Origin of the sequence: Methylomonas sp. MK1 (assembly GCF_000365425.1) — a bacterium.
Taxonomy (GTDB): domain Bacteria; phylum Pseudomonadota; class Gammaproteobacteria; order Methylococcales; family Methylomonadaceae; genus Methylomonas.
The window spans coordinates 2,772,088-2,785,301 of sequence record NZ_AQOV01000001.1 but is presented as its reverse complement, the minus strand read 5'-3'; the positions used below and the strand labels follow the sequence as shown (position 1 = coordinate 2,785,301).

Here is a 13,214-nt window from a genome sequence, read left to right as displayed (position 1 = left end):
GGGGGGCTAGATTGCCGGCCAGTGCTGAATGATCCGGTATTCGACACCATCCGATCCTGAGCAGGATTCTACCAAGCAGAAGCCGTTTGATCGCCAAAGAATGGGGACGAAATCGAGATCGATTGCCGAATTAGCCTTTTTAACTAAAGTGACGTGCGGCTTGAATGGTCTGTTTTCGATGGGTATGCCTTGTTGTTTGGCTATGCGGGCCAAGTTTTTGTTTAATATCGACACGCTTTGATCGAATTGACAGGCAGTCAGGCATAGTACGGCAGGTTTTTTCCAGAAACTCAGGCGGTCAAAACTCAACGTTATCGGCGGCGATGGCAGTTTTCCCGCTTCCCCGGTGATTCCGGCCTGTTGTTCTGGAGAAATTCTCCCTAAAAACAACACGGTGACATGTAAATTTGCTTCTTTAACAGGTTTTCCGGTCCGGTTTAGTTTGTTGATTAACGCCGCGCATTGTTGTCTGCCGTTTTGTTCCGGCCATAAGGCAAAAAAGAGACGTTTCAAGCTGTCCTTCTCCGGTTGTTGTTAGATGGAGGTATGACTTTTTCATATTTTCGATGGTAGGTAAAATACTGGGGTTTGGGTGCCGAGAGCAGGCTAAAGGGGGCTGTTTTATTGCTACGAGGATAGGCAATTAGCCAAAAAAAAATCAAGATTTATCAGCTCGTAAGCGGTGAATCCTAAAATGGAAATTGAATTTTGCTCGGCTTGCCTTTGGGTTTGTTCAGCTTTAGGTTCCGTCGCGGAATTGTCTAGTAACAATTTGTCCGCATAAGCTATAGACTGCGCGTAGTTGCTAAGCATTGACATATATCCCATTTCTACCTTACAGTTACAAATGCATCACACGTACGTGACAAGCCTAGCGGGTTGTGGCAATTTGCAAGAATCGGCTATTACTAAAAATTAAAACTTTCGGAGCACATCACATGGCAAGACCATTAATTCAAATGGCGTTGGATTCACTGGATTTCAACCAAACAGTTGCATTGGCAGATCAAGTAGCACCCTATGTCGACATTTTTGAAATCGGCACTCCTTGCATTAAATACAACGGTATCAACTTGGTTAAAGAACTGAGACAACGCTACCCAGATAAATTGTTGTTGGTTGACCTGAAAACCATGGACGCAGGCGAATACGAAGCCGGTGCTTTTTATGCTGCTGGCGCGGATATCTGCACCGTGTTGGGCGTATCCGGTTTGGCTACTATCGCAGGCGTTATCAAGGCTGCGAAAAAACATGGCGCTGAAACTCAAATCGACTTGATCAACGTGGCCGACAAAGCCGAATGCGCGAGAGAGTCTGTTAAATTGGGCGCGCAAATCGTTGGTATTCACACAGGTCTCGACGCACAAGCAGCCGGTCACACGCCATTTACCGATCTGAACGACATCGCTCGTTTGGGCCTGAATGTGCGTATCTCTGTCGCTGGCGGTATCAAACAAGCGACTGTACAACAAGTCGTTGAAGCTGGCGCCAACATCATCGTTGTTGGTGCTGCTATTTACGGTGCTCCTTCACCTGCTGAAGCTGCTCGTGAAATCCGTGAATTGGTTGACGCAGCGGCGGTATAAGTCATGCATCAGCAGTTAATTATTGACAAAATCTCAGGGATTCTGGAAGCGACACCCGACTCGCATGACAAAACCTTGGTGGACATGCTGGATCAGGCTAAGCGCATTTTTATATCGGGCGCTGGCCGTTCAAAGCTAGTCGGCAATTTCTTTGCTATGCGTTTGATGCATGGCGGCTATGACGTTAGCGTTGTCGGTGAAATTGTTACGCCAAGCATCAAAGCTGGCGATTTGTTGATCATTATTTCCGGCTCTGGTGAAACCGAGCAGTTGATTGCCTTTACCAAAAAAGCCAAAGAAGTCGGCGCAAAGATTGTGTTGATTTCGGCTAAGGACGATTCAACGATTGGCGACATGGCTGATGTCACTTTGCAAATCGGCAGATCCGAACAATACGGTAAAGTCAAAGGCATGCCTATGGGTACTGTGTTTGAATTGTCTACCTTGTTTTTCCTGGAAGCGACAATTTCGCATGTAATCCATGACAAAGGCATTGCAGAAGAAGAGATGAGATCAAGACACGCCAATTTGGAATAACTTAGCGTGTGAACCTGTGGCCGGAGAGATTCGGTCACGGGTTTTTTACATTACATTCGGGTGTCAAGGCGATACCGATTCCAGCAGTCTGAATGAACGAGAGTGTGGTTTTGGTCTTCCTTGTATTTACCAGCCTCAGCCAGAGTGATGTTTGAGTAATCAAATGTCGCAACTAAAATAACAAAATAAAAAGGAGACCAACATGCCTTCGCGCCGAGACTTAGCGAACGCCATCCGCGCACTTAGCATGGACGCCGTACAGAAAGCCAACTCCGGGCACCCCGGTGCACCGATGGGGATGGCCGACATCGCAGAAGTATTGTGGAACGATTTTCTGCAACACAACCCCAGCAACCCCAAATGGCCCAACCGCGACCGCTTCATCCTGTCCAACGGTCATGGCTCCATGCTGATTTATTCCTTGCTGCACTTGGCCGGCTACAATCTGCCGATTGAAGAACTGAAACAGTTCCGCCAACTGCACTCGCAAACCCCAGGACACCCTGAATACGGTTACACCGACGGCGTCGAAACCACCACGGGTCCCTTGGGACAAGGTATCACCAACGCGGTCGGTTTTGCCCTGGCAGAACGCACCCTGGCCGGTCAATTCAACCGTCCGGGCCACGACATCGTCGACCACCACACCTACGTCTTCCTGGGTGACGGCTGCTTGATGGAAGGTATCTCCCACGAAGCCTGCTCCCTGGCCGGCTCCATGAAACTGGGCAAACTGATCGCCTTCTACGACGACAACAACATCTCCATCGACGGCGAAGTCCGCGGTCATGGCAACGTCGCCGGCTGGTTCCTGGACGACACGCCCAAACGTTTCGAAGCCTACGGCTGGCACGTCATCCCCAAAGTCGACGGTCACGACGCCGATGCAGTGAAAGCTGCTATCGAAGCTGCGAAAAAAGTCACTGACAAACCGAGCATCATCTGCTGCCAAACCACCATCGGTTTCGGTTCGCCGAACAAACAAGGCAAAGAAGAATGCCACGGTGCGGCCTTAGGTGAAGCGGAAATCGCCCTGACCCGTGAAAATCTGGGTTGGTCGCATGCGCCGTTCGACATTCCTGCCGACATCAAAGCCGGTTGGGATGCCAACGCCAAAGGTGCCCAACTGGAAAGCGCCTGGAACGCCAAATTTGCTGCGTATCAAGCCGCACATCCGGAATTGGCAGCCGAATTCGAACGTCGGGTCATCAAAAATGAACTGCCGGCCGATTGGGCGGCAAAATCCAACGCCTTCATTGCGGCCGTCAACGAAAAAGGCGAAACCATCGCCAGCCGTAAAGCGTCGCAAAACACCCTGAACGGCTTTGGCCCCTTGTTGCCCGAACTGCTGGGCGGCTCTGCCGACTTGGCCGGCTCCAACCTGACCCTGTGGTCCGGCTGCAAAGACGTCAACCAACCGGGCTTCGACGGCAACTACGTCTACTACGGTGTGCGTGAATTCGGTATGTCCGCCATCATGAACGGCATCACCCTGCACGGTGGCTTCAAACCCTACGGCGCTACCTTCCTGATGTTCAGTGAATACGCCCGTAACGCCCTGCGCATGGCCGCGTTGATGAAAATTCCGACCATCTTCGTTTACACCCACGACTCTATCGGTCTGGGCGAAGACGGTCCGACTCACCAACCCGTCGAACAAACCGCCACCCTGCGCATGATTCCGAACATGCAGGTCTGGCGCCCTTGCGACGCCGTCGAGTCGGCCGTGTGCTGGAAAGCCGCGATCGAACGTCAAGATGGACCGAGCACCCTGATCTTTTCCCGGCAAAACCTGGCGCACATGGCGCGCAGCCAAGCCCAGATTGACGGCATCAGTAAAGGTGGCTACATCCTGAAAGACAGTGCCGGTACCCCGGATGCCATCATCATTGCCACCGGCTCTGAAGTGGAATTGGCGGTTAAAGCCGCTGAAGCGCTGGAAGCCAAAGGCAAAAACATCCGCGTGGTGTCCTTGCCATCGACCAATGTCTTTGAAGCGCAAGACCAAGCGTACAAAGACAGCGTATTGCCGCCAAGCGTTACCAAGCGCGTGGTAGTAGAAGCGGGAGTAACCGACAGCTGGTGGAAATATGCCGGCAGCGCGGGTAGAGTCGTAGGATTGGACCGTTTCGGCGAATCGGCCCCGGCAGGTCAACTCTTCAAAGAGTTCGGCTTTACCGTGGACAATGTCGTCGCTAATGTGGAAGCCGTTCTTTAATTTTGTAAACTTAGGTGAGGCTTGGGTTAAATGACCGAAGCCTCACGTTTCTAACAGCATAGGTGATAGACGTGAAAAGAAATGAATTAACGAAAGGCGTGATGGCAGCTCTAATGCTGACCAGTTCCTTAGCTATGGCGGGATCGGATTATCCGGCGGCTGATTATCAGCCAAAGGTGCTCTATACCAATCCTGAATATAACGACAGCAAATCGGCGCCAGTTGCTGCTCCAGCACCAGCGGCGAAACCTGCTGCAAAAGAAGTTGAAGCGGATCCAGCTTTCCCTGCGACGAATTTTCAACCTAAAGTGTTATACAGCGATGCTGAGTATAAGCACAGCGCAGCAGCGCCCAGTGCGGCTAAATCGTCAAGCTCATCTGCCTCCACAACTTCTGCGGAAGCAGCGGTAGATGTTATACAAACGGAAAAAGCTGCGTCCTCAGATTTTTCCTACATTGGCTTGGTTTTGCTGGCGGTAGCAGGATTTTTTATTTACAACAAAAAATCGCCTAAAAGTGCCAAAGGTTCTTCAGCTAATGATTACCAAGTTGCATCTGGTGCAACCGGCGTGGAAAAGTATTTGGAAAAGATGGGTGCGAATAAAACCGGTGTTGCCAAATACTTGGAAAAACAAGATTCCAATCCTGCTACAGGCGTTGCCAAATACATGGCAAAGCAAATCGTAAGAGATCGGGAAGCTGCCGCTGCGAAAGCGACTGGCGTGGAAAAGTATTTACGTGATAAAGCTTAATAGCATCTGATTTATGATGCTGATCGCGGGAACTTAAGGGTTAAGCGTTAACTCTTATCCGGCAGATTTAAATGATCGCCACTTCGTATGTTTTAAAGCGTTTGTTTCGGCTTTGAATATATGCCAAGTGGCGATTCAGTCTTATCAAAATATCTAAAAATAGAGTTTCATCACCAGGGACTCTTTTGCAATCAATCTCCTGCAAGAATTGCTGAACATCTTTTACTTGTAAAGCTCGGTTCAAACGAGGGGGAAAAATTAACAACACATCTGAGGATAATCCTATGGCAAAAAATTTACTCGAACAACTCCGCGAAATGACTGTTGTTGTTGCCGACACCGGTGACATTCAAGCGATTGAAACATTTAAACCACGCGATGCGACCACTAATCCATCATTGATTACCGCTGCCGCGCAAATGCCGCAGTATCAAGGTATCGTTGATGATACGTTGAAAGGTGCAAGAGCAACCTTGGGTGCTGCCGCCGCTGCCGCGGATGTCGTTTCTTTGGCATTTGACCGTTTGGCGGTATCTTTTGGCCTAAAAATACTGGAAATCATCGAGGGTCGTGTATCAACCGAAGTAGATGCGCGCTTATCTTTCGATACTGAAGGTACCATTGCCAAAGGCCGGGACCTGATTAAACAATACGAAGCCGCCGGTATTTCTAAAGAGCGCGTGCTGATCAAAATTGCTGCAACATGGGAAGGTATCCAAGCTGCTGCTGTATTGGAAAAAGAAGGCATTCACACCAACCTGACGCTGTTGTTTGGCTTGCACCAAGCGATTGCTTGCGCAGAAAACGGCATCACACTGATTTCGCCATTCGTCGGTCGCATTCTGGATTGGTACAAAAAAGACACCGGCCGCGACTCTTATGCCCCGACTGAAGATCCAGGGGTATTGTCAGTAACTGAAATCTACAACTACTACAAAAAGTTCGGTTACAAAACCGAAGTAATGGGTGCAAGTTTCAGAAACATCGGTGAAATTACCGAACTGGCCGGTAGTGATTTGTTGACTATTGCTCCGTCGCTGTTGGCTGAACTGCAATCCGTTGAAGGTGACCTGCCGCGTAAACTGGATCCTGCTAATGCAGCAAACGCCGCAATCGAAAAAATCACTGTCGATAAAGCAACTTTTGAGCGGATGCACGAAGAAAACCGTATGGCCAAAGAAAAATTGGCTGAAGGTATCGACGGCTTTGCCAAAGCTTTGGAAGCTTTGGAAAAATTGTTGTCAGAGCGTTTGGCTAGTCTGGAAGCTTAAAAAGATAGCTGGCAGCGAGTTGGTCTCGTTGCCAGCGTTCCATTACGAATTTCTCGGGTTGCCTGTTTATTGAGCAACCCGATTTCTAAGCAGGATTTATGGCATGTCTCAAAAAATATTAGATGTTGTTAAGCCCGGTGTCGTAACCGGTGAAGATGTACAAAAAATCTTTGCAATTTGCAAAGAAAATAAATTTGCTTTACCTGCTGTGAACGTGATCAGCACCGATACTATCAATTCGGTGTTGGAAGCGGCGGCGAAAGTAAGGTCGCCGGTTGTGATTCAGTTCTCCAATGGTGGTGCGGCATTTGTTGCCGGTAAAGGCTTGAAGTTGGAAGGGCAAGGTTGTTCAATTGTTGGTGCGATCTCTGGCGCTCATCACGTGCATGCTTTGGCTGAGCATTATGGCGTACCGGTTATTTTACATACCGACCATGCTGCGAAGAAATTGCTGCCGTGGGTTGATGGCATGTTGGATGCGGGCGAAAAGCACTTCGCTGCAACCGGCAAGCCATTGTTCAGCTCGCACATGCTGGATCTTTCCGAGGAAAGCTTGCAAGAAAACATTGAAATCTGCGGTAAATATCTGGAGCGCATGTCCAAAATGGGTATGACTCTGGAAATCGAACTGGGTTGTACCGGTGGTGAGGAAGACGGTGTCGACAACAGCGGTATGGATCATTCTGCTTTGTATACCCAGCCGGAAGACGTTGCTTACGCTTACGAGCAACTGAGCAAAATCAGCCACAGGTTTACTATTGCTGCGTCGTTCGGTAATGTTCATGGCGTTTACTCTCCAGGCAACGTTAAATTGACGCCGACAATTTTGGCTAACTCGCAAAAATACGTTTCAGAAAAATTCGGCTTGCCGCAAAATTCATTAAACTTCGTGTTCCATGGCGGATCAGGCTCCTCTCCAGAAGAGATTAAAGAATCTATCAGCTACGGCGTCGTTAAAATGAACATCGATACCGACACACAATGGGCATCTTGGGCTGGCGTGATGGAGTTTTACAAGAAAAACGAAGCTTATTTGCAAGGCCAAATCGGTAACCCGGAAGGTGCCGATAAGCCGAACAAAAAATACTATGACCCACGGGTTTGGCAACGTGCCGGCCAAGTTGGCATGGTGACTCGTTTAGAGCAAGCCTTCCAAGAATTAAACGCCGTTAATTCGCTGTAATATCTTGATAAAACTGCAAAGGCCATGAGGTCTTTGCAGTCCTTTCTGTAAAACATTCACAATCTGAGTCAAAAATTTGACTTAGGAGCTACAATTCTTCCAGGTATATTTTGCATACCTGAACTCCGCTTTATGCCTAACTGCTTTCAAGTGACGGCTATACTATTATTCTAAAACGATGTTTTTTCTTGTATGATCAAATCCAGCTGTTTTTAGGGCTGTGGTCTGATTGAACTTGAGTATTTTGGCGCGTATTGTGCTGTAAAAATTTAAAAGGTGGAAAATGGCAGAAGCCCATGGGAAAGACGAAGGTAAGAAGTCTTCCAAGAAAATAATCATAATAATCGCTGCGGTTATATTGATTTTGGTTGGCGCAGGAGGTGGGGCTTATTTCTTTCTGAATAAGCCAGCTGACGCCGAGCATAAAGAAGAAGGTGATGCCAAGCACGGCAAGGAGGAGCACAAGGAAGAAGCCGCGCATGAAGAAGAAGCCGACCATGAAAAAGTCGCTGAGCCTGATGTTTATTATGATTTACCAAGTCCCTTATTGGTTAATTTTCCCGCCGGCTCTGGCGCAAAAGTGATCAGAATTTCCCTGACAATACTGATGAAAGGCGAGGCGAGTAAGGATGCAATGAAAAAACATGAGCCGATGATACGCAATAACTTGTTGATGGCCATTAGTGCGGTGGGTGCGGAAAAAGCGAAAACCTTGGAAGGAAAGCAAGAACTAAAAGCTATGATGCAGGCAGAAATTGGCAAAGTTTTGGAAAAAATGGCCGGTAAAAATACCGTTAAAGATGTGTACTTCACTGAATTTGTAATGCAATAAATGTCAACCGCCGATCTATTATCACAAGACGAAATCGATGCGTTACTGCATGGCGTGGACGACGGTGATGTCGATACAGGAGTTGATGATGACTATAGTCGGGGCACGGCTAGAGTCTACGATTTTAATAGTCAGGAACGGATTGTCCGGGGGCGGATGCCCACCTTGGAAATGGTCAATGAGCGTTTTGCTCGCCATTTCCGGATAGCGTTATTTAATTTTTTAAGGCGCGCTGCGGAAATCTCCGTTTCCGGGATTCAGGTACAGAAGTTTTCTGAATTCATTCAGGGCTTATTCGTACCCACAAATTTGAATGTTATTCGGATGTCGCCTTTACGCGGCCGGGCATTAATCGTAATGGAACCGCGTTTGGTTTTTACCGCTGTCGATAACTTTTTCGGCGGTGGCGGTCAGTTTTATAACAAGGTTGAGGGCAGGGAGTTTACCCCAACCGAAATGCGCATTATTCGGCTGATTATCGATATGATTTTCAAGGATTTGGCTGAAGCCTGGAAGCCGGTAATGGATATCGACTTTGAATACATCAATTCGGAAGTGAATCCGCAGTTTGCTAACATCGTCAGTCCTTCGGAAATTGTGGTGATTTCCACTATCCATGTGGAATTGGAAGGCGGCGGCGGCGATATCAATATTGCGATGCCTTATTCCATGATTGAGCCGATTAGAGAGTTGCTGGATGCTGTAACCAGCGACCGAGGTGAGGTCGATGGCCGTTGGCAAGATTCGCTAAGAGTCGAAATTATGCGTAGCGAAGTGATCGTCAACAGTAAACTGATAGAAAAAGAAATGTCTATCAGTGAAGTGATTGAACTTAAAAAGGGCGACGTGATTCCTATAGAAATGCCGGAAACCGTATTACTCGAAGTTGAAGACGTACCGGTTTTTCGAGGCAAATTGGGTCTTTCGGATGGTAACTACGCCATCGAAATTACAGAAAAAATGACGCTGGATAATATTTAACAGCAGGGAAGGATAAGCATGAGTGAAAACGACGAAATCGGCGACGACTGGGCCGCAGCGATGAACGAGCAAGCCGATGCTGAAGCTGATTGGGGCGACGCGCTGAAGGAACAAGCAAACGCCGCCAAGAGCTCTCAGCAAGGTTTTGCCGCCGCCGAGTTCCCCGAGTTTAGCGAGCAAAAATCCAGAAATAACGGTCCTAGCAGTGATGAAGTCAAACTGGACGTCATTCTCGATGTGCCGGTGACGGTGTCGCTGGAGATCGGTCGAACCAAAATCAATATCCGAAATTTGTTGCAGCTAAACCAGGGCTCAGTTGTGGAGTTGGATCGTTTTGCCGGCGAACCGATGGATGTGCTGGTGAATGGTACTTTAGTCGCTCACGGCGAAGTAGTGGTGGTCAACGACAAGTTTGGTATTCGGCTGACCGACATTATCAGTCCGTCGGAACGGGTCAGAAAGCTAGGCTGATGTCTTTATCTCGCTTGGCTACCCAAATTATTTCGGTATTAATTGCACCTGCTGTATGGGCTGACGAAACCGCTACGTTGCCCAGGCAGACCGCGAAAGTAGTGACTTCCGGAGATGTCGCACAATGGCTGTTGGCATTGTTATTGGTATTGGCGCTATTTTTTCTGTCGGTGTGGCTATTACGTAAAAGCGGTAGTTTGGCTTTTGTCGGTAAAAGTCAGCTAGCGGTGTTGGCCGGATTGTCGTTGGGTATGCGCGAAAAATTGGTGTTGGTTAAAGTCGGTGAGAAACAGCTACTGTTAGGTGTTAGTAGCGGACGTATCGATAAACTGCTTGAGCTCGAAGGCGACCAGCGCTTGTTTATGAATAGCGCAGAGGGGCAGGAAACCAGCGTATTTGCCAAGAAATTGCTGCAAGTCATGCAAAGTAAGCACCATGATTAAGTTGATTTTTTCGTGCCTGATGATCGGCTTACTGTTTTTACCGGAAGTTGTTTACGCCGCAGTAGGCATAGATGCCATTACGGTGACCAGCAACGCTAAAGGCGGCGAAACCTACACGGTCACCATCCAGATTTTAGCGTTGATGACGATGCTGACCTTGTTGCCGGCATTGTTATTATCCATGACTTCGTTTACTCGCATCATGATCGTACTGGGCCTGCTGCGCCAAGCCATAGGTGCCGCGCAAGCGCCAAGCAATCAAGTGTTATTGGGGCTATCTCTATTTCTAACTATTTTCATCATGATGCCGGTGTTGGAAAAGGTTAATGAAACGGCCGTGCAGCCTTACATGGAAGAAAAAATTGACGCCGTGACCGCTTTGCAAAAAGCCTCGGAGCCGTTCAAACAGTTTATGCTCAAACAAACCCGCGAGGCGGATTTGGATACTTTTGTGCGCATCTCGGGCCGTGAGCAAATCGATAAACCGGAAGATGTGCCGTTTTCCTTGTTGGTGCCGGCTTATGTGACCAGTGAGTTGAAAACTGCTTTTCAGATAGGATTCCTGATTTTTCTGCCGTTCCTGGTCATCGATCTGGTGGTAGCCAGTGTATTGATGTCCATGGGTATGATGATGCTGTCGCCGATGATCGTCTCGTTGCCGTTCAAGATTATGTTGTTTGTGCTGGCGGACGGCTGGACCATGGTGATGGAAATGCTGGCAGCCAGCTTTTACGTATAGGCCAAGCCGATGATGACACCGGAAACCATCTCGGCAATAGCCCAGGATACCGTATTGATTTCCTTGAAATTAATGGGACCCATCCTGATTGCTTCCTTGGTTGTTGGCTTGCTGGTGTCCATGTTTCAGGCCGCAACCTCGATTCAAGAACAGACTCTGACATTTATCCCCAAACTGGCGACGATTATCGCGGTGTTGATGATAGCCGGTCCCGGCATGTTGCAAATGCTCATCGATTATTTCCAAGATTTGATGCGCGATATTCCTACACTAATAGGATGAACTTCGGCGAAGACGAGTTACTGCGGTATCTTGCTTCGTTTGTCTGGCCATTCTTTCGCATCAGTTCCATGTTCATCACGGTGCCGGTTTTTAGCGTCAAAGCGGTGCCGGCCAAAGTAAGATTAATCGCCAGCCTATTGATTACCTGGGTAATTATGCCAACCTTGCCGACAATGCCGGATATTGAAATGTTCGGCTACCAAGGGTTTATGGTGGCTGTACAGCAGGTCGCCTTGGGCTTGACCACAGGCTTTATCCTACAAATGGTGTTTTCCATTATGTTATTTGCCGGGCAGACTATCGCTTACAGCATGGGTTTGGGCTTTGCATCCATGGTCGATCCGGCAACTGGGGTGCAGGTGCCGGTGATTGCCCAATTATTTGTAATTAGCGGCAGCTTGTTATTTCTCGCGGTGGATGGTCATTTATTGCTGATCGAGATGTTGGCGCAAAGCTTCCATACTTTGCCGGTGGGTAGTATCGGTATGGATAAGACTGACTTGTGGCGCGTAATCAGTTGGAGCAGTCTGATATTTGCTGACGGCCTGCTGCTGGCCATGCCGGTGATGGCGACATTGTTATTCGTCAACATCAGTTTCGGCGTTGCGTCAAAAGCGGCGCCGCAGTTACAGATATTCGGTGTCGGTTTCCCAATCACCATCATGCTGGGTATGGGCTTAATCTGGATTGGCCTGCCGACCATGCTGGAAGGCTTTAGCGATATGCTGCACAAAGGCTTCGCGCTGGTCGGTGCATTGTTGAGGTTGCAATAAATGGCAGAAGATTCCGGTCAAGATAAAACCGAAGACCCCACCGGTAAGCGACTTACCGATTCACGTAAAAAAGGCCAGGTTCCGCGGTCCAAGGAACTCAACACCTTTGTGACCTTAATTACCAGTGCCGCGCTGTTTTTCTATTCCGGTCAAGGTATGTGGCGCAGCATGCTGGAGATGATGAGGCATCCTTTACAGTTGTCGCGGGAGGCCGTGTTCGATCCGGCGACGCCTTTGATTTATTTGAAGGCGGCGTTTGCCGAAGGTTTGTGGGTAATTCTGCCGTTTTTGGTGGTATTGGTGGTTGCCGATTTGGCGGCGGCGATGATGTTGGGCGGTTGGAACTTTACCAGCGAAGCCTTCGAGGTGAAGTTTTCCAAGCTCAATCCGCTGACTGGGATAAAAAAAATCATCGGAATTCAAGGCTTGGTCGAACTGGTCAAGGCCATCATCAAAACCTTACTGGTTGCGATTGTCTCCTGGAATTTGTTCAAACTGTACTTCGACGATTTTATGGGCTTGAGCCGCTTGCCCCTCGATCAAGCCATCCATCATGTCGGCGATATTATTTCCTTCTGTTTGGTGATTTTAAGCGCTACCTTTTTGCTGTTGGTGATGCTGGATGCGCCCTATCAATTGTGGAATCACCAGCGCCAATTGAAAATGACCAAGCAGGAGGTTCGCGATGAAGCCAAGGATCAAGAGGGTAATCCGGAAGTTAAAGGCAAAATTCGCAGGATGCAGATGGAGGCCGCACAACGGCGGATGATGGATGCAGTGCCTAGTGCCGATGTCATCGTCACCAACCCCACCCATTTCGCGGTAGCCTTAAAATACGATCAGAGCGGCAATGGCGCACCCTTGCTGGTTGCCAAAGGTACCGATTTAGTTGCCGCGCAGATTCGGCAGCTGGCAATGGCCTCGCAAGTACCCTTGGTTGCAGCCCCTTCGCTGGCGAGAGCTTTATATTATTCCACCGACCTGAATCAGGAAATACCGCGCGGCTTATTCTTGGCGGTCGCCCAAGTATTGGCCTACGTTTTTCAATTACGGGCTTCGACGCAATACGGCTGGAACAAACCGGTTCCGCCTACCGATGTGCAAGTACCCGACGACTTTAAGCAATAGCCCGGTATCGAGCTGAAT

General features: G+C 48.7%; 15 protein-coding genes. 14 read left to right on the top strand and 1 reads right to left on the bottom strand.

From position 1 onward, the window contains the following. Positions 1-6 precede the first annotated feature (6 nt). Positions 7-513 carry an RNA 2',3'-cyclic phosphodiesterase gene (gene thpR / locus G006_RS0113275; RefSeq protein WP_020483689.1) on the bottom strand — a complete coding sequence of 169 codons (507 nt, stop codon included), beginning with the start codon at positions 511-513 and terminating at the stop codon, positions 7-9. 425 nt (positions 514-938) lie between these two features. Here thpR and hxlA point away from each other — a divergent pair, with 425 nt between their 5' ends. The 14 genes from hxlA to flhB all read left to right on the top strand — a co-directional run bounded on the left by hxlA (position 939) and on the right by flhB (position 13,196). Continuing rightward, a complete protein-coding gene (hxlA, locus tag G006_RS29160) occupies positions 939-1,586 on the top strand; it encodes a 3-hexulose-6-phosphate synthase (RefSeq protein ID WP_026147039.1) in 648 nt (215 codons plus the stop codon). Positions 1,587-1,589: 3 nt separating this feature from the next. Next, a complete protein-coding gene (hxlB, locus tag G006_RS29155; protein ID WP_020483686.1) occupies positions 1,590-2,123 on the top strand; it encodes a 6-phospho-3-hexuloisomerase in 534 nt (177 codons plus the stop codon). Positions 2,124-2,325: 202 nt separating this feature from the next. Next, positions 2,326-4,341 (top strand): transketolase, encoded by a 2,016-nt coding sequence (gene tkt / locus G006_RS0113255; protein ID WP_020483685.1) that lies wholly within the window; start codon positions 2,326-2,328, stop codon positions 4,339-4,341. Between the two features lie 71 nt (positions 4,342-4,412). Continuing rightward, positions 4,413-5,093, top strand: a complete 681-nt coding sequence (locus tag G006_RS0113250; protein WP_152428860.1) for a hypothetical protein — start codon at positions 4,413-4,415, stop codon at positions 5,091-5,093. Between the two features lie 284 nt (positions 5,094-5,377). Next, a complete protein-coding gene (locus G006_RS0113245; RefSeq protein WP_020483683.1) occupies positions 5,378-6,364 on the top strand; it encodes a transaldolase in 987 nt (328 codons plus the stop codon). Between the two features lie 103 nt (positions 6,365-6,467). After that, a complete protein-coding gene (fbaA, locus tag G006_RS0113240) occupies positions 6,468-7,547 on the top strand; it encodes a class II fructose-bisphosphate aldolase (protein ID WP_020483682.1) in 1,080 nt (359 codons plus the stop codon). A gap of 283 nt (positions 7,548-7,830) precedes the next feature. Beyond that, positions 7,831-8,379: a flagellar basal body-associated FliL family protein gene (locus G006_RS0113235; RefSeq protein ID WP_020483681.1), complete on the top strand. Its 549-nt coding sequence runs from the start codon at positions 7,831-7,833 to the stop codon at positions 8,377-8,379. Beyond that, positions 8,380-9,360 carry a flagellar motor switch protein FliM gene (fliM, locus tag G006_RS0113230; RefSeq protein WP_020483680.1) on the top strand — a complete coding sequence of 327 codons (981 nt, stop codon included), beginning with the start codon at positions 8,380-8,382 and terminating at the stop codon, positions 9,358-9,360. A gap of 18 nt (positions 9,361-9,378) precedes the next feature. Next, complete coding sequence (gene fliN, locus G006_RS0113225) at positions 9,379-9,831, top strand: flagellar motor switch protein FliN (RefSeq protein ID WP_020483679.1); 453 nt, start codon at positions 9,379-9,381, stop codon at positions 9,829-9,831. Then, positions 9,831-10,274, top strand: coding sequence for a flagellar biosynthetic protein FliO (gene fliO / locus G006_RS0113220; RefSeq protein ID WP_020483678.1), 444 nt, complete (start codon positions 9,831-9,833; stop codon positions 10,272-10,274). The genes fliN and fliO overlap by 1 nt, the downstream gene beginning before the upstream one ends. 19 nt (positions 10,275-10,293) lie before the next feature. Beyond that, complete coding sequence (fliP, locus tag G006_RS0113215) at positions 10,294-11,013, top strand: flagellar type III secretion system pore protein FliP (protein WP_442785764.1); 720 nt, start codon at positions 10,294-10,296, stop codon at positions 11,011-11,013. Between the two features lie 9 nt (positions 11,014-11,022). Next, on the top strand, positions 11,023-11,295 hold the full coding sequence (gene fliQ, locus G006_RS0113210) for a flagellar biosynthesis protein FliQ (RefSeq protein WP_020483676.1): 273 nt from the start codon (positions 11,023-11,025) through the stop codon (positions 11,293-11,295). Continuing rightward, positions 11,292-12,068: a flagellar biosynthetic protein FliR gene (fliR, locus tag G006_RS0113205; RefSeq protein ID WP_020483675.1), complete on the top strand. Its 777-nt coding sequence runs from the start codon at positions 11,292-11,294 to the stop codon at positions 12,066-12,068. Before fliQ ends, fliR begins: the two co-directional genes overlap by 4 nt. Beyond that, positions 12,069-13,196, top strand: coding sequence for a flagellar biosynthesis protein FlhB (gene flhB, locus G006_RS0113200; RefSeq protein ID WP_020483674.1), 1,128 nt, complete (start codon positions 12,069-12,071; stop codon positions 13,194-13,196). Positions 13,197-13,214: the final 18 nt, after the last annotated feature.

Bases quoted from the DNA above. Each gene is read 5' to 3' on its own strand.
- fliM (WP_020483680.1), top strand. From the start codon at position 8,380: ATGTCAACCGCCGATCTATTATCACAAGACGAAATCGATGCGTTACTG.
- fliP (WP_442785764.1), top strand. From the start codon at position 10,294: ATGATCGGCTTACTGTTTTTACCGGAAGTTGTTTACGCCGCAGTAGGC.
- tkt (WP_020483685.1), top strand. From the start codon at position 2,326: ATGCCTTCGCGCCGAGACTTAGCGAACGCCATCCGCGCACTTAGCATG.
- G006_RS0113235 (WP_020483681.1), top strand. From the start codon at position 7,831: ATGGCAGAAGCCCATGGGAAAGACGAAGGTAAGAAGTCTTCCAAGAAA.
- fliQ (WP_020483676.1), top strand. From the start codon at position 11,023: ATGATGACACCGGAAACCATCTCGGCAATAGCCCAGGATACCGTATTG.
- hxlA (WP_026147039.1), top strand. From the start codon at position 939: ATGGCAAGACCATTAATTCAAATGGCGTTGGATTCACTGGATTTCAAC.
- flhB (WP_020483674.1), top strand. From the start codon at position 12,069: ATGGCAGAAGATTCCGGTCAAGATAAAACCGAAGACCCCACCGGTAAG.
- fliO (WP_020483678.1), top strand. From the start codon at position 9,831: ATGTCTTTATCTCGCTTGGCTACCCAAATTATTTCGGTATTAATTGCA.
- fliN (WP_020483679.1), top strand. From the start codon at position 9,379: ATGAGTGAAAACGACGAAATCGGCGACGACTGGGCCGCAGCGATGAAC.
- hxlB (WP_020483686.1), top strand. From the start codon at position 1,590: ATGCATCAGCAGTTAATTATTGACAAAATCTCAGGGATTCTGGAAGCG.
- G006_RS0113245 (WP_020483683.1), top strand. From the start codon at position 5,378: ATGGCAAAAAATTTACTCGAACAACTCCGCGAAATGACTGTTGTTGTT.
- fbaA (WP_020483682.1), top strand. From the start codon at position 6,468: ATGTCTCAAAAAATATTAGATGTTGTTAAGCCCGGTGTCGTAACCGGT.
- fliR (WP_020483675.1), top strand. From the start codon at position 11,292: ATGAACTTCGGCGAAGACGAGTTACTGCGGTATCTTGCTTCGTTTGTC.